This is a genomic window from Poseidonocella sp. HB161398, from assembly GCF_005870025.1.
Lineage (GTDB): Bacteria > Pseudomonadota > Alphaproteobacteria > Rhodobacterales > Rhodobacteraceae > Mangrovicoccus.
Genome location: NZ_VATA01000099.1, coordinates 1 through 14,946 on the forward strand (window position 1 = coordinate 1; position 14,946 = coordinate 14,946).

Consider the following 14,946-nt stretch of genomic DNA (forward strand, 5'->3'; position numbering starts at 1 on the left):
GCCCTTGCCTGCGCCGCCCCCGCCGCCGCCTCCGCCGATCCGCTGGCCCGCGGCAGCGCCCTCGCCGAAGCCTTCCTCGCGGGCGAGACCGGCCCGATCTGGGACGGCGCCGCGCCCGCCCTGCGCGCCGCGCTCGGCACGCCCGAAGCGCTCGGAGACCTGCGGACCGCGCTCGCCGCGGGCTTCGGCACAGAGGAGGCCCTGCTCGCCCAGACCTGGCGCCATGCCGCCCGGCTCGACACCTACATGCGCCTCGCCCGCTGGAGCGCAGACGGCGAGCCGGTCGAGATGCTCGTCACCTTCGATGCCGAAGGGCAGATCGCGGGCTTTCTCGTGCGCCCCGCGGCCGAGCCTGCGCCGAGCAGCCGGCTCGGCTACCGCAGCCAGGCCGCGCTGCGCCTGCCCGTCGAAGGCGCGTGGCATGTCGTCTGGGGCGGGCGGACGGTGCCCGAGAACTACCATGCCGCCGATCGCGGCCAGCGCTTCGCCATCGACCTGCTGGTGCTCGAGGACGGGCGCGCGCAGGCGGGCGATCCGGCAGAGCTTGCGGGCTACCATTGCTGGGGCCGTCCGGTGCTGGCCCCTGCGGCGGGCGAGGTGGTGCGCGCCGAGGACGGGCTGGCAGACCAGCCGATCGGCGGCGCGGACCGGGCGCATCCGGCCGGCAATCACGTGGTGATCGATTTCGGCGCGGGCGAATACGGCTTCCTCGCCCATCTGCGCGCGGGCAGCGTCGCCGTGGCGCCGGGAGCGCGCGTCGCGGCCGGGCAGAAGATCGGCGAATGCGGCAATAGCGGCAACAGCTCGGAGCCGCATCTGCATTTCCACATGCAGACAAGCCCCGTCCTGGGCGAGGGCGAGGGCCTGCCCGCGCAGTTCCTGGACTATCGCGCCGACGGCGCCGCCGTGGCGCGCGGCGAGCCCCATCAGGGCGAGACCGTCGCGCCGGGCCTCTGAGCCCGACGCAGGCCCGTCCGGCACGGACCGGGCCGCGCGGCCGGCCGTGCGCTTTCCAGTTGCCTGTTCGGTGGCAGCGACGTCTCATGTCCTCGCCGGCACAGAGGAGACCGGAAGCTGTCTGTACCGGAGGCAACGTCGCGACAGGGCTGGCAGCTTGCGCCTCCAACGGTCGGGACTGACCCGGGCTGACTGGCAGAATGGCGGCTGACGGGATGTCACGGCACGACTGTCCAGCCTGGCCCGCGCCGCCGCAAGGACGCTCGCAGGGCAATCGCACCCGGGCCAGAGCATGGTCCCCACGTCAAATCGAGTTCATCCGGCAGATGCTCATGATACCATGGCGACAGGCAGGGCAGATGAGCTGCGGACGGGCCACACCGGCTAGGGTGCCCTGCCGCGCCGCCTGCGGAGGACAGAAGACCGGCGGTCCCTGATCTCGAAGCGCGGCCGGAGTCGCGCCGCGGGGCGGATGCGATAGGGCGGTGCGGGAAGCCGCAGCCCCGCTTTGCCGGTTTCCCTTTGGGCGCGGCCGAACGGTCGTGCCCGCGCGCCTGAATGGGCCGTCCAAACCCGCGTTGGCCGGCAGGCCAGGCAAGGCGGGCCCGGCCGCGTGAGCGGCATTGACGGACGGCTGCTCGGCGCAACGATTGGATCCGGAATGGCCAGATCGGCGCGGGCGCTTTCCACTGTCGGCGGCGAGGACGTCTGCGGGACGGCCCTGCAGTGCCGATTTAAGGGTCTGCCACAGGATTGCGCGACGGCACGGGGTCTTGTCCTCTCGCTCGCTGCACGTCGCCGTCAGCGAAGAGGATCCTGTCGCCCCTTCCGCCATCGACTTGTCCGCGGTGACCAAGGGCGCGCCATGCAACGTTCGAGCCGGGCGCGTGACAGGCGGACTGCGTGAGGAAGGACCGCGCCAGCCGCCGTCTCGCCACTGGTCGCATGGAGACGGGCCGGACGGTGGCCCGGCGCGGCTGGAAAGGACGGCAGTGGTCGAGGATGCCAAACGACGGAGGGCGCCGCCGCGGGCAGGCGCGCTGGACAGACAGGCGTTTTCGCGCGGCGGCCGTGACGTGCCTGGAATCGGGGCTGCGGATGAGCCGGCACTGGGGCCGGGCGGGCAGGTGCCGAGGCCAGGGGGCGCAGCTCTGCCCGCCTTTTCCAACGGCTCCGCGGGATCCCGGGTCGCATCATCGCATTTTGGAGCGCGCTGGTTGGCCGACTTTTCCTCGGACTTCGAGCCTCCGGGATCGGGGCCTCTTTCGGACGGCTTTCCAGCACAAGATGCCAGACTCCGTTGCGGCGGACTGTGCCGAAGGCCTGAACGGGGCGCGGGCTACGACACGGATACGGCGCGCTCAGGCGGTGGTTGGAGCCCGGTCGGCCCGCAGGCAGGACGGCACATCGAAGGAAGCGCCCGGCCGGGCGGGACCGTGGCATCCGGCAGACCCGCCCGGCCAGCCGCGCCGCGCACCGCCGGCGGGCTAGCTGTCCGGGCTGCGGGCGCGGAGCCTGCGCAGGAAGGCGAAGAACCGGCTGTCATTCACCCGGCTCCAGTTCAGCCGCAGCGCCGGGCCGCCCTCGGCGACGCGGAAGAGCGTGCCCGGGGCAAGGAAGATGCCCTGCGCCGCAGCCTCCTGGGCGATGTCGAGATCGCTCGCCTCGCCGGGCAGCGGCAGCCAGCCGTAGAGGCCGCCGGCCGGGGGCGCCTCGGGCGCGAGCCCGAGCGCGGCGAGCCGTCCCAGCGCCGCGCGGCGCTCCTCGGCCAGCCGGCGGGCAAGCTGGCTGCGCTGCTTCTCGTAGCGGCGCGAGCGGATCAGCTCGGTCACCAGCCGCTCGGCGAAGCTCGAGCTGGCGACATGCAGCACCATCTTCAGCTCGGCCAGCGAGGTGGCGATCTCGGGCGCCGCGATCAGGTAGCCGGACCGCAGCGAAGGCGAGAGGATCTTGGAGAAGGTGCCGATCTGGATCACCCGGCGGAACTGGTCGAGCGCCGCCAGCCGCACGCCCTCGACCCCGGGCAGGTCGGTGAAGGGATCGTCATCGACCACCAGCATGTCCTGCCGCTCCGCCACCTGCAGCACGGCATGCGCGGTCGGCAGGTCGAGGGACCAGCCGGTCGGGTTCTGCGCCAGAGACTGGGTGAAGAAGAGCCGCGCGCGGTGCCGCTCCGCCGCTTGCAGCAGCGCCTCGGGATCGGGGCCGCGCGGACCGCGGGGCACGCCCGCGAAGGCGATCCCCGCGAGCTTCAGCTTGGCGAAGAGCGGATAGTATCCGGGATCGTCGACCAGCACCGTGTCGCCGGGCCGCGCGAAGCGGCGGATCACCAGGTCGAGCGCGTGGTTGGCGCCGAAGGTGGTGACGATCTGCACCGGGGCGGCCTCGATCCCGCGGGCGATCTGCGCCGCGGAAATGGCGGCGCGCAGATCCGGCAGGCCGTGGATGCCGCCATAGCCGCCCTCGCCCGTTCCGAGCGTGATCGCAGGCACCGCGTTCAGAAGCCAGCTTTCCGGCGGGCGGCCGTCGCCGACCAGCACCTTGAAGGGCCGGTCGAGCTGGGCATGGAGCAGCGAGACGCTGTCGCGGGCCTCGCGCAGATTGACCGGCTCGGCCTTGGCATCGGGCGGCATGGCGACATAGAACCCCGCCCCCTGCCGCGAGCTGGCCAGACCGGCCGCCACCAGCCGGTCATAGACCGCCACCATGATGTTCTTCGACACGCCGAAGCTTTCCGCGGCATGGCGCAGCGACATCAGCCGGCTGCCCAGCTCCAGCTCGCCGCTGTCGATCCGCTGCTTCAGCGCCTGGTAGATCCGGTCGGTCTTGGTCACGCTCATGAGGGGAGTGTACGCGATCTCGTATTGGTACAGTGCCGAAAATTTTCCGCAAACTGTACCAATACAAAGCGGAGGAAAGCCACCATGGTGCCGCGCAGGACCTGGAGGAGACAGAGATGACCGAACTGGCCGCCGACGCCGCTGCCGCCGTCAATTCGCGGATCGAGGGAATGCGCGACATGGGCCCCGCCGAACGGCTGGCCGCCGTCGCCGCTGCCGCCGGGACCGCGCCCGGCACCGCCGATGCGCTGGTCGCGCCCGCCCTGCCGGTCGAGCTGGCCAATGGCATGATCGAGAATGTCATCGGCCTGTTCGAGCTGCCGCTGGGCGTGGCGACCAATTTCACCGTCAACGGGCGCGACTACCTGGTGCCGATGGCGGTGGAGGAGCCCTCGGTCGTCGCAGCCGCCTCCTACATGGCCAAGATCGCCCGCGCGGGCGGCGGCTTCACCGCCAGCTCGACCCAGCCGGTGATGCGCGCCCAGATCCAGATTCTCGGGCTCGGCGATCCCCATGGCGCGCGGGCGCGGCTGCTGGCGCATCGCGACGAGCTGGTGGAGCGCGCCAATTCGCGCGACACGGTGCTGGTCGGGCTCGGCGGCGGCTGCCGCGACATCGAGGTGCAGATCTTCCCCGAGAGCCCGATCGGGCCGATGGCGGTGCTGCACCTGCTGGTCGATGTCCGCGACGCGATGGGCGCCAATACCGTCAATTCGATGGCCGAGATGCTGGCGCCGCGGATCGAGGAGATCACCGGCGGCAAGGTGCGGCTGCGCATCCTGTCGAACCTGGCCGACCGCCGGGTGGTCACCGCCAGCGTGCGCATCCCGGCCGCGGCGCTTGCCACGTCCGCGCTCGAGGGGGCGGAGGTGGCGCAGGGCATCGTCGAGGCCTGCGCGCTGGCGCTGATCGACCCCTACCGCGCGGCGACCCACAACAAGGGCATCATGAACGGCATCGATCCGGTCGTGGTCGCCACCGGCAATGACTGGCGGGCGATCGAGGCGGGGGCGCATGCCTATGCCGCGCGCAGCGGCCGCTACGGCTCGCTGACCACCTGGGAGATCGCCGCGGACGGCGCGCTCTGCGGCACGCTGGAGATGCCGATGGCGCTGGGGATCGTCGGCGGCGCGACGCGCACCCACCCGGCGGCGCAGGCGGCGCTCCAGCTGATGCGGATCGGCTCGGCGCAGGAGCTGGCCGAGGTCGCCGCGGCGGTCGGGCTGGCGCAGAACATGGCGGCGCTGCGGGCGCTGGCCACGGAGGGGATCCAGCGCGGGCACATGACGCTGCATGCGCGCAACATCGCCATTACCGCAGGCGCCGAGGGCAGCGAGATCGACCGCGTGGCCAAGGCCATCGTCGCCCAGGGCGATGTCAGCGTCGCCTGCGCGAAACGGGTGCTCGAAGGCGCCTGAGACGACTGGAAAGGGAGGAGATTTCCATGACGACGACCAACCGGCGCGGCCTTCTGCGCCTCGGCGGGGCCGCGATTGCCGCCCCCGCGATCCTGGCCTCGGGGCGCGCCCGCGCCCAGGGCGCAACGAAATGGCGGATGCAGGCGCTGTGGGGCGGCGGCACCACGCCGATGCTCTACGAAGAGAAATTCTGCGCCCGCGTCGCCGAGCTGACAGGCGGCAGCCTCGAGATCACCCCCTTCGCGGGCGGCCAGATCGTGCCCTCGGCCCAGGCCTTCGACGCGGTGCGCGGCGGCGCCTTCGAGATGATGAAGACCTTCGACGGCTATACCGCGGGCAAGATCCCGGCGCATGGCTTCTCCTCGACCGTGCCCTTCGGCTTCCCCGAGGCCGACCAGTACGAGGCCTGGTTCTACGAGCGCGGCGGGCTCGACATGGCGCGCGAAAGCTACGCCCCGGCCGGGCTGACCTATGTCGCCCCCACCGTCTATGGCGAGGAGCCGCTGCATTCGCGGGTCGAGATCCGCAAGATCGCCGATCTCGCCGGGCTGAAGGGCCGCTTTGTCGGGCTGGCCGCGGCGGTGATGGCCGATTTCGGCGTCTCGGTCTCGCCGCTGCCCACCTCGGAGGTCTATTCGGCGCTCGACAAGGGGCTGATCGACATCGCCGACCGCGGCGACATCAAGGCCAATTACGAAGAAGGCCTGCACGAGGTCGCGCCCTACCTGATCCTGCCCGGCTTCCACCAGCCGACCACCGCGACCTCCTATGTCGCCAATACCCGCGCCTACGAGGCGCTCGACGGCCAGCAGAAGGCGGCGCTTGCCGTGGCCGCGCGCGAGGTCTCGGGCGCGCTGCGCCAGGACATCCTGGTGTCGAATGGCGAGTACCTGCGCAAATTCGCCGAGGCCGGCGTGGAGATCATCGACTTCGATCCCGCCGACATCGCCGAGGCGCGCGCGGAGGCGGCGGAATCCTGGTCGAAGGCGGCCACGGACGAGCTGTCGCGGCGGATGATGGACAGCCAGATCGCCCTGATGCAGGACATGCGCCTGGTCTGACCGTCCCGGCAGGGCAAGGCCCCGGCCCGCCGCCCCGACGGGCGCGCCGGGCGGGGCCGCAACAGCGGAGCTCCCCATGATTTCACTGGCACGGGTCATCACCGCGCTGAACCGCGGCCTGTTCGGGGCTGCGAAATGGCTGGTCTATGCCATCGTCCTGCTGATGCTCTGGGAGGTGGTGTCGCGCTATGCGCTGGCCCATCCGACCTCCTGGGCGCCCGAGCTGGCGACGCTGGTCTTCGGGCCGTTCTTCCTGCTCGGCGGGCCGCATCTGCTGCATCTGGGCGGGCATGTCGCGGTCGACATCCTCTCGGAGCGGGCGACCGGCGGGCTGGCGCGCGGGCTGCACCTAGCGGGGCTCGCGCTGGCCGCGGCCTTCGGCGCGATCCTGCTCTGGTTCAGCCTGCCCCTGGTGGCGCAGTCCTTCAGCTACGGCGAGACCAGCTATTCGGCCTGGAACCCGGTCCTCTGGCCGGCCAAGGCCTTCCTGCCGCTCTCGGCGCTGCTCCTGCTGCTGCAGGCCGCCGCCGATGCGGTGCTGGCGCTTGCCGGTCCGGACGCGGAGGCCGCCTGATGGAAAGCGCGATGATCCTCGGCTTCATGTTCGCCTCGCTGGTCCTGCTGATGCTGACCGGCGCGGCGCTGGCCTTCGTGCTCGGCGCGATCGCCTTCGTCTCGACCATCCTGCTCTGGGGGCCCTCGGCGCTGATCGTGGCGGTGCTGAACACCTTCGAGACGATGACCTCGGAATCGCTGATGGCGATCCCGCTCTACGTGCTGATGGCCTCGATCCTGCAGAAATCCGCCATCATCGACGCGCTCTACGACGCGATGGAGACCTGGTTCGCGCGGCTCAATGGCGGGCTGGCGGTGGGCACGATCGCGATCTGCACCATCCTCGCAGCGATGACCGGCGTGGTGGGCGCGGCGGTGGCGGCGATGGGGATCCTCGCCCTGCCCTCGATGCTGTCGCGCGGCTACCACCCGCCGCTGGCGCTCGGCGCGATCTGCGCGGGCGGCACGCTGGGCATCCTGATCCCGCCCTCGGTCGTCACCATCGTCTATGCGATCACCGCGCAGATCTCGATCGGCCAGATGTTCGCCGCGGGCATCGTGCCGGGGCTGATCCTGGCGGGCAGCTACATCGCCTATATCATGATCCGCACCGGGATCAGCCCGGAGCTGGCGCCGGTCCCCGCCGATCTGGAGGATCTGCCGCTCCGCGAGAAGCTCGCCAAGCTCAAGAGCCTGATCCTGCCGGGGCTCGTGGTGCTGGGCGTGCTGGGCTCGATCTATGCCGGGATCGCCACCCCGACCGAGGCGGCGGCGGTGGGCGTGCTCGGCGCCGCCCTCTCGGCACTGCTGACCCGCGGGCTGAACGTCTCGATGCTTTCGGAGGCCGCGGCCGACACGCTGCGCGTCACCGCGATGATCCTCTGGATCACCATCGGCGCGCGGGCCTTCATCTCGGTTTTCGTCGCCACCGGCGGGGCGGATTCGCTGCTGTCCTTCGTCGAGGGGCTCGAGGCCTCGCGCTGGCTGGTGCTCGCGGCGATGGTGGCGGTGCTGGTCTTCCTCGGGCTCTTCCTCGACGAGATCGGCATCATCCTGCTCTGCGTGCCGGTCTTCCTGCCGATCGTGAAGGCGCTCGGCTTCGATCCGCTGTGGTTCGGCGTGCTCTTCATGATCACCGCGCAGATGGCCTATATCACCCCGCCCTTCGGCTACACGCTGTTCTATCTCAAGGGCGTGCTGCCCAAGGGGATCGGCATCGGCCAGGTCTATCGCGGGGTCGTGCCCTTCTTCCTGATCCAGGTGGCGGTGCTGCTGCTCTTCGCCGCGCTGCCGGGGCTCGTGACCTGGCTGCCCGAAGCGCTGTCGCAGGCCGGGAGGTGAGCCGATGGAGGATGTGACGCTTTTCGAGGTCGGCCCGCGCGACGGGCTGCAGAGCCGCGGCCTGCCGGTGCCGACGGAGCGCAAGATCGCGCTGATCGACGCGCTCGGCCGCACCGGGCTGCAGAAGATCGAGGCGACCAGCTTCGTCAGCCCCCGCTGGGTGCCGCAGATGGCCGATGCCGCCGAGGTGATGGCCGGGGTGCGCCGCCTGCCCGGGGTGCGGCTCGCCGCGCTGGCGCCCAATCTCAGGGGGCTCGAGGCGGCGATCGCGGCGGGCTGCGACGAGGTGGCGGTCTTCGCCTCCGCCTCCGAGGGCTTCAGCCGCGCCAACCTGAACTGCTCCATCGAGGAGAGCTTCGAGCGCTTCGCGCCGCTGATGGCGCGGGCCGCGGAAGCGGGGATGCCGGTGCGCGGCTATCTCTCCTCGGTGATCGCCTGCCCCTATGACGGGCCGACCGATCCCGGCGAGGTGGCGCGCTGGAGCGCGCGGCTGCTGGCGGCCGGGTGCTACGAGGTGGCGCTCGGCGACACGATCGGGGCGGGCCGGGCCGAGACGCTCGCCGCCCTGCTCGACCGGCTTCTGCCGCATGTCCCCGCCGCAAGGCTGGCCGGGCATTTCCACGACACGGCGGGCCGCGCCTGCGAGATGGTGGACCTGGCGCTCGCGCGCGGGCTGCGCAGCTTCGACGCCTCGGTGGGCGGGCTCGGCGGCTGCCCCTACGCCCCCGGCGCGCCCGGCAATGCCGATACCCGCCAGGTGCTGGAGGTGATTTCGGCGGCGGGCTTCCGCCATGGCGTCGACCTTGCGGCGCTCGCAGAAGCCGAGGCGATCGCGGGCGCCCTGCCCGCCTGAGCCCCGCTCAGCTGCCGAAGAGCCGCCGGATCCCGGCGGTCAGATGCGCCTCCATCACCGCCCGCGCGCGCTCCGGGTCGCCGGTCTCCAGCGCCTCGACAATGCCGTGATGCTCGGCCGAGACCCGGCTGAGCCGCTCGGCCAGCGTCGTCTCGGACAGCTCGCGGTTCAGCTTGGTCGCCACCCGCGCCTGCTCGGTCAGGCTCTCCAGCGTGACCAGCAGGAAGCGGTTGCCACAGGCCCGGGCGATCTCCAGGTGGAAGGCGATGTCCTCCTCGACCGAGGGCGCGCCGCTTTCCACCGCCCGGTCGTAGACCGCCAGCCTGGCGCGGATCTGCTCCAGTGCCTCCGGCGTCATCGCCCGCGCCGCCTCGGCCGCGATCTCGGCCTCGATCAGCCGCCGGAATTCCAGGAACTGGCGCACGTCGGGGACGTTGCGCAGCACGCCGAATTCGATCCGCTCGCCCTTCGAGCAGTCGCAGACATAGTGCCCGGCCCCCTTGCGAGAGCGGATCCGCCCCTCGGCGCGCAGCTGCGTCAGCGCCTGGCGCAGCACCGGGCGCGACACCTGGTACCGCCCGGCCAGCGCGCCCTCGCTCGGCAGGCGCTCTTCGGGCTTCCAGATCCCGGCCTCGATTTCGTCCTTCAGGCGCAGGTAGATCTCCTCGCTGCGCGACAGGGCCTGGGTCACCCGGCTCTCCTTCCCTAAAATCTGTCAGCCAGATTATCCGGGATGCAGGCGGAAATCACAAGTATTTTCCCTGCCAGCTTGTAAAACCGCCCGGAACCCGTGTTGACAGCCTGTCCCGACTCGCCATAGATGTTAGCCAAGTTGGAGAAATGACGTAAATCTGTCAAACATCTGACAGATGGAGCCGGGAGAACCCATGTCGCTCATCACTGCCCTGCGGACGATCCGCATCGCCGAACGGCCGAACCTGATCTGGGTCGAGATCGACACCGACGAGGGCCTGACCGGCCTCGGCGAGACCTTCCGCGGCACCTCCGCCGTCGAGGCGGTCGTCCATGACATGCTGGCCGCCTCGCTGGTCGGCAGCGACAGCCGCCTGATCGAGCGGCATTCGCGGCGCATGCTGACCCCCTATGTCGGCTACCACGCCTCCAGCGCCGAGACCCGCGGCGCGGCGGCAGTCGATATCGCGCTGTGGGATCTGGCGGGCAAGCGCCATGGCATCCCGGTGCACGAGGCGCTCGGCGGCGCGGCGCGCGACACGATCGCGGCCTACAACACCTGCGCGGGCTACGCCTACAATTCCGGCCAGAACCAGGTCTTCAACCGCAAGATCGGCGCCGCGGACCAGGCGGCGGGCCCCTATGACGACCAGATCGCCTTCAACCGCGATGCCGGCGCATTGGCCGAGAGCCTGGTCTCCGAGGGCTACCAGGCGATGAAAATCTGGCCCTTCGACATCTATGCCGCCGCCAGCGGCGGGCAGAGCATCACCCTGGCCGACCTGAAGGCCGGGCTCGAGCCCTTCGCGCAGATCCGCCGCGCGGTCGGCGAGAAGATCGAGGTGATGTGCGAGATGCACTCGCTCTGGTCGCTGCCCGCGGCGGCGCGGATCTGCCGGGCGCTGGAGGATTACGGCGTCTACTGGGCCGAGGATCCGATCTGCAAGATGGACGATGCCCGCGCGCTGGCCGACCTGCGCCGCCAGACCGCCACGCCGCTCTGCGGCAGCGAGACGCTGGGCGGCGCCGTGCCCTTCCGCCAGATGTTCGAGGCCAACGCGCTCGACATCGCGATGGTCGATCTGGGCTGGTGCGGCGGGCTGACCGAGGCGCGCAAGATCGCCGCCCTGGCCGAGGCCTACAACAAGCCGCTGGCGCCGCATGACTGCACCGGCCCGGTCGCGCTCTGGGCCGGGCTGCACCTGGCGCTGCACGCGCCGACCGCGATCTACCAGGAGATGGTCCGCGCGACGATCTCCACCTGGTACCGCGACCTCGTCACCGAGCTGCCGCCGCTGGAGCAGGGCCTCTTCGGCCTGCCCGCGGCGCCCGGCCTCGGCACCGCGCTGATGCCCGGGCTGCGCGAGCGCCCCGACGCGACCGTGCGCGAGACCCGCGCCTGACACGATCCGCGGGCGCTACAGGAGGCTGCGCCCGCCCCAAACTCCGGAGGAGGAACCCCATGAAGACATTCATCCTGTCGCTCCTGGCCGCGGCCGCGCTGCCGCTGGCCGCCCAGGCCGACGACGCCTGGCCCGAGCGCCCCGTCCAGGTCGTCATTCCCGGCTCGGCCGGCGGCGACACCGATTTCAACGCCCGCGAGATGGCCAAGTTCTTCGAGCAGATCACCGGCACGCCGATGGCGGTGACCAACATGCCCGGCGGCGGCGGCACCATCGCCACCAACGAGGTGCGCCAGGCCCGGCCCGACGGCTCGACCGTGCTCTTCGCCCATGTCGGCCAGTACATCGTCACCGAGGTCTCGGGGCTTCAGGACTTCTCCTGGGACACGTTCGAGGTCTGCTGCGTCGCCGCGGTCGACAAGGGCGCGGTCTTCGTCGCCTCGCCGAAGTTCAAGAGCCTCGACCAGCTCGTCGCCCAGCTGAAGGAGGACCCCGGCTCGGTCACCTACGGCACCGAATTCGGCGGCTATTCGCATCTGCAGGGGCTGATCTTCAGCGATCTCGCCGGGGTCGAGATGAAGATGGTCGATACCGGCACCGCCTCGGAGAAGCTCGCCGCGCTACTGGGCGGACGGATCGACCTGGCGGCGATCACCTACGGGGTGGCGGCCGACTATGCCAAGAGCGGGCTCCTGACCATCCTCGCCCAGCCCAATGCCGAGCGCAGCCCGCTGATCCCGGACGTGCCGACCTTTGCCGAGCAGGGCGTCGATTTCGTGCTCGACAAGCCCTACATGTTCGGCTTCCCCCCGGGCACCGATCCGGCGATCGTCGCGCGGATGGACGAGATCGTGAAGCAGATCACCGAGAACCCGGACTATGCCGAGGATCTGCGCAAGGGCTACAACCAGCCGGTCTCCTATCTCGGCCATGACGCCACCCAGGAGATGATGACCGGGCTGCGCGGCAAGCTGATGGCCTATTTGGACGACCTGCGCGCCGCCAGGTAAGTTCCCGGCCGCGCGGCTCCGCGCGGCCCTTCCCCTCCCCATCCGGAGACCGACCCATGAAGGCTCAATCCAGCCAGGCGCTCGCGACCGGCGGCGCCATGCTCGCGGCAGGCCTGGCCTATGCCGTGCTCGCCTTCCGCCTGCCCCATGACGGCAGCGTGGATGCCAGCTTCTTCCCGCGGCTGCTGGCGGTGATGATGGTGCTGCTCGGCGGCGTCCAGACCGTCACCGCCCTGCGCCGCCCCGCCCCGCCCGCCGAAGAGCCCGCGGCCGTGCCCGGCACCGGCGGCAAGGGCGCCCTTGCCGTCATTGCCACGCTCGCGATGATCGCGCTCTATCTCTTCTTCCTGCCGCGCGCGGGCTTCCCGCTGGCCACCGCGGTCTATCTCTTCGCCCAGATCCAGCTGATGGCGCCGCGGCGCGACGCGCGGGCCACAGCGCTCCATGCCGCGATCGCCGTGATCGCCTCGGCCGCGATCTTCGCGCTCTTCCGCTACGGCTTCGGGCTGCTCCTGCCGGCCGGGCTTCTCGACGGGCTGGTGCGCTGATGGCCGAGCTTCTTGCCGCGGGCTTCGGCGCCGTCTTCGCGCCGCATGTCCTGATCCTCATCATCCTCGGCACCAGCGTCGGCATCGTCTTCGGCGCCGTGCCCGGGCTGACCGCCGTCATGGCGATCGCGCTGACGCTGCCGATGACCTATTCGCTGGGCCCGGTCGCGGGCATGGCGCTCCTGATGTCGCTCTTCATCGGCGCCACCTCGGGCGGGTTGATCTCGGCGATCCTGCTGAAGATCCCCGGCACGCCCTCCTCGATCGCGACCACCTTCGACGGCATCCCGATGATGGAGCGCGGCGAGGGCGCCAAGGCGCTCGGCGTCGGCGTGGTCTTCTCCTTCATCGGCACGATCCTGTCGATCGCGGTGCTCGCCGTGGTCGCGCCCTGGCTCGCCAAGGTGGCGCTGCGCTTCGGCCCGCAGGAATACTTCGCCATCGCGGTCTTCTCGCTGACGCTGATCGCGACGCTCTCCAGCGGCAATCTCGTCAAGGGCGTCTTCGCCGGCACGCTGGGCGTCGCCGTCTCCACTGTCGGCATCGCCCCGGTCGAGGCCGCGCGCCGCTTCACCTTCGGCATGCCCGAGCTCAATAGCGGCTTCCAGACCCTGACCGTGCTGATCGGCATGTTCGCCATCTCCGAGGTGCTCTCGGCGGCCCGCTCCGCCCGCGGCATGCGCGAACCCGAGGCGGGGCGGGTCGAGCTCGCCGGCATCCGCGGCTTCGGCTTCTCGCTGGCCGAGTTCCGCAGCCAGATCCCGAATGCCCTCCGCTCCTCCGCCGTGGGGATCGGCGTCGGCATCCTGCCGGGGGTGGGCTCGGGGACCTCGAACATCCTCTCCTACATCTTCGCGCGCAGCCGCTCGAAGCATCCCGAGACATTCGGCACCGGCGTGATCGACGGCGTCGTCGCCTCTGAGACCGCCAACAATGCCGGGATCGGCGGCGCGATGGTGCCGCTGCTGACCCTCGGCATCCCCGGCGACGCGGTGACCGCGATCCTGCTCGGCGGGCTGATGGTCCATGGCGTGCAGCCCGGCCCCCTGCTCTTCGTCACCCAGAGCGAACTGGTCTACGCCATCTTCGCCGCCATGACCGTCTCCTCGGTGGTGATGCTGCTCGTCGAGTTCTTCGGCATCCGCATTTTCGTCCGGCTGCTGGCGATCCCCAAGCACATCCTGCTGCCGGTGATCCTGGTGCTCTGCGTGATCGGCGCCTTCGGGCTCTCGAGCCGGATGTTCGACGCCTGGACGATCCTGGTCTTCGGCCTCCTGGGCTACGGCTTCTCCAAGGGCGGCGTCCCGGTCGCGCCCTTCATCATCGGCTTCATCCTCGGGCCGATGGCCGAGACCAACCTGCGCCGCGGGCTGATGCTCTCGGACGGCAACTTCCTGGCCTTCTTCGCCAATCCGATCGCGCTGGCCTTCCTCCTGATGGCGGTCGCCTCGCTCGGCTGGCAGCTCTGGCGCAGCCTGCGCGGCGGTGGCGGCGCCGCCATGGCCGGGGCCGATACCTGACATGTTCCGCGCGGCGGCACCAGGCCGCCGCGCCCTCCCCGGGCGCTTGCACGTCCCAGACAAGGAGATCCCGAGATGCTCGACAAGTCCGTTTTCACGCCGCATGGCAAGCACCTGATCGCAGGCGAGTGGGTCGCCTCCGGCCAGACCTTCGCCTCCGAGCCGGCCCACGGCCCGGCGCATGACTTCTCGGTCGGCACCGTCGCGCTGGTCGACCGTGCCTGCGAGGCCGCCGAGGAGGCGTTCTGGACCTACGGCTACACCACCCGCGAACAACGCGCCGCCTTCCTCGAGGCGATCGCCGACGAGATCGAGGCCCGCGCCGAGGCAATCACCGAGATCGGTTCCCAGGAAACCGGCCTGCCCGAGGCGCGGCTCCAGGGCGAGCGCGGCCGGACGACCGGCCAGCTGCGGCTCTTCGCGTTGCACATCCGCGCCGGCGACTACCTCGACCGCCGCCATGACGAGGCGCTGCCCGACCGCGCGCCGCTGCCGCGCCCCGATCTGCGGATGATCCAGCGGCCGATCGGCCCGGTCGCCGTCTTCGGCGCCTCGAACTTCCCGCTCGCCTTCTCGACCGCGGGCGGCGACACCGCGGCCGCGCTCGCCGCGGGCTGCCCGGTCGTCGTCAAGGGCCACTCCGCCCACCCGGGAACCGGCGAGATCGTCGCCGAGGCGATCCATGCCGCAATCGCGAAAACCGGCATGCCCGCGGGCGTCTTCTCCTTGATTCAAGGCGGAAAAAGG

The 14,946-nt window shown here is 70.9% G+C and carries 13 protein-coding genes; 11 read left to right on the plus strand and 2 right to left on the minus strand.

What is annotated here, in order from left to right:
- The coding region (locus FGX59_RS33705; RefSeq protein ID WP_138472701.1) for a M23 family metallopeptidase at positions 1 to 957 on the plus strand (957 nt) is incomplete at its 5' end.
- Positions 958 to 2,444: 1,487 nt separating this feature from the next.
- Here FGX59_RS33705 and FGX59_RS33710 read toward each other — a convergent pair.
- A complete protein-coding gene (locus tag FGX59_RS33710; RefSeq protein WP_138472703.1) occupies positions 2,445 to 3,797 on the minus strand; it encodes a PLP-dependent aminotransferase family protein in 1,353 nt (450 codons plus the stop codon).
- A gap of 116 nt (positions 3,798 to 3,913) precedes the next feature.
- Here FGX59_RS33710 and FGX59_RS33715 point away from each other — a divergent pair, with 116 nt between their 5' ends.
- The 5 genes from FGX59_RS33715 (at position 3,914) to FGX59_RS33735 (ending at position 9,025) form a co-directional block, all read left to right on the plus strand.
- On the plus strand, positions 3,914 to 5,215 hold the full coding sequence (locus tag FGX59_RS33715; protein WP_138472704.1) for a hydroxymethylglutaryl-CoA reductase, degradative: 1,302 nt from the start codon (positions 3,914 to 3,916) through the stop codon (positions 5,213 to 5,215).
- Between the two features lie 26 nt (positions 5,216 to 5,241).
- Positions 5,242 to 6,276, plus strand: a complete 1,035-nt coding sequence (gene dctP, locus FGX59_RS33720) for a TRAP transporter substrate-binding protein DctP (RefSeq protein ID WP_138472706.1) — start codon at positions 5,242 to 5,244, stop codon at positions 6,274 to 6,276.
- 76 nt (positions 6,277 to 6,352) lie between these two features.
- Positions 6,353 to 6,850, plus strand: coding sequence for a TRAP transporter small permease subunit (locus tag FGX59_RS33725; protein WP_138472707.1), 498 nt, complete (start codon positions 6,353 to 6,355; stop codon positions 6,848 to 6,850).
- Positions 6,850 to 8,172: a TRAP transporter large permease subunit gene (locus tag FGX59_RS33730; protein WP_138472708.1), complete on the plus strand. Its 1,323-nt coding sequence runs from the start codon at positions 6,850 to 6,852 to the stop codon at positions 8,170 to 8,172. Before FGX59_RS33725 ends, FGX59_RS33730 begins: the two co-directional genes overlap by 1 nt.
- 4 nt (positions 8,173 to 8,176) lie before the next feature.
- Positions 8,177 to 9,025: a hydroxymethylglutaryl-CoA lyase gene (locus FGX59_RS33735; RefSeq protein ID WP_138472709.1), complete on the plus strand. Its 849-nt coding sequence runs from the start codon at positions 8,177 to 8,179 to the stop codon at positions 9,023 to 9,025.
- Between the two features lie 7 nt (positions 9,026 to 9,032).
- On the opposite strand, the gene FGX59_RS33740 is transcribed toward FGX59_RS33735, so the two are convergent.
- Entirely contained in the window at positions 9,033 to 9,716 is a 684-nt protein-coding gene (locus FGX59_RS33740; protein WP_138472710.1) for a FadR/GntR family transcriptional regulator, read from the minus strand.
- Positions 9,717 to 9,912: 196 nt separating this feature from the next.
- Here FGX59_RS33740 and FGX59_RS33745 point away from each other — a divergent pair, with 196 nt between their 5' ends.
- The 5 genes from FGX59_RS33745 to FGX59_RS33765 all read left to right on the plus strand — a co-directional run.
- The gene (locus FGX59_RS33745) at positions 9,913 to 11,121 is read left to right on the plus strand and encodes a mandelate racemase/muconate lactonizing enzyme family protein (RefSeq protein WP_138472711.1); all 1,209 of its coding nucleotides are present in this window, start codon (positions 9,913 to 9,915) and stop codon (positions 11,119 to 11,121) included.
- 59 nt (positions 11,122 to 11,180) lie between these two features.
- Positions 11,181 to 12,131 (plus strand): tripartite tricarboxylate transporter substrate binding protein, encoded by a 951-nt coding sequence (locus FGX59_RS33750; protein ID WP_138472712.1) that lies wholly within the window; start codon positions 11,181 to 11,183, stop codon positions 12,129 to 12,131.
- Positions 12,132 to 12,187: 56 nt separating this feature from the next.
- Positions 12,188 to 12,679 (plus strand): tripartite tricarboxylate transporter TctB family protein, encoded by a 492-nt coding sequence (locus FGX59_RS33755; protein ID WP_138472714.1) that lies wholly within the window; start codon positions 12,188 to 12,190, stop codon positions 12,677 to 12,679.
- Positions 12,679 to 14,199, plus strand: a complete 1,521-nt coding sequence (locus FGX59_RS33760; RefSeq protein ID WP_138472716.1) for a tripartite tricarboxylate transporter permease — start codon at positions 12,679 to 12,681, stop codon at positions 14,197 to 14,199. The genes FGX59_RS33755 and FGX59_RS33760 overlap by 1 nt, the downstream gene beginning before the upstream one ends.
- Positions 14,200 to 14,274: 75 nt before the next feature.
- Positions 14,275 to 14,946, plus strand: a 672-nt coding sequence (locus FGX59_RS33765) for an aldehyde dehydrogenase family protein (RefSeq protein ID WP_138472718.1), incomplete at its 3' end; no start/stop codon positions are given.

Coding starts and splice junctions, on each gene's coding strand:
- FGX59_RS33710 (WP_138472703.1), bottom strand. CDS start 3,797: ATGAGCGTGACCAAGACCGACCGGATCTACCAGGCGCTGAAGCAGCGG.
- FGX59_RS33715 (WP_138472704.1), top strand. CDS start 3,914: ATGACCGAACTGGCCGCCGACGCCGCTGCCGCCGTCAATTCGCGGATC.
- dctP (WP_138472706.1), top strand. CDS start 5,242: ATGACGACGACCAACCGGCGCGGCCTTCTGCGCCTCGGCGGGGCCGCG.
- FGX59_RS33725 (WP_138472707.1), top strand. CDS start 6,353: ATGATTTCACTGGCACGGGTCATCACCGCGCTGAACCGCGGCCTGTTC.
- FGX59_RS33730 (WP_138472708.1), top strand. CDS start 6,850: ATGGAAAGCGCGATGATCCTCGGCTTCATGTTCGCCTCGCTGGTCCTG.
- FGX59_RS33735 (WP_138472709.1), top strand. CDS start 8,177: ATGGAGGATGTGACGCTTTTCGAGGTCGGCCCGCGCGACGGGCTGCAG.
- FGX59_RS33745 (WP_138472711.1), top strand. CDS start 9,913: ATGTCGCTCATCACTGCCCTGCGGACGATCCGCATCGCCGAACGGCCG.
- FGX59_RS33750 (WP_138472712.1), top strand. CDS start 11,181: ATGAAGACATTCATCCTGTCGCTCCTGGCCGCGGCCGCGCTGCCGCTG.
- FGX59_RS33755 (WP_138472714.1), top strand. CDS start 12,188: ATGAAGGCTCAATCCAGCCAGGCGCTCGCGACCGGCGGCGCCATGCTC.
- FGX59_RS33760 (WP_138472716.1), top strand. CDS start 12,679: ATGGCCGAGCTTCTTGCCGCGGGCTTCGGCGCCGTCTTCGCGCCGCAT.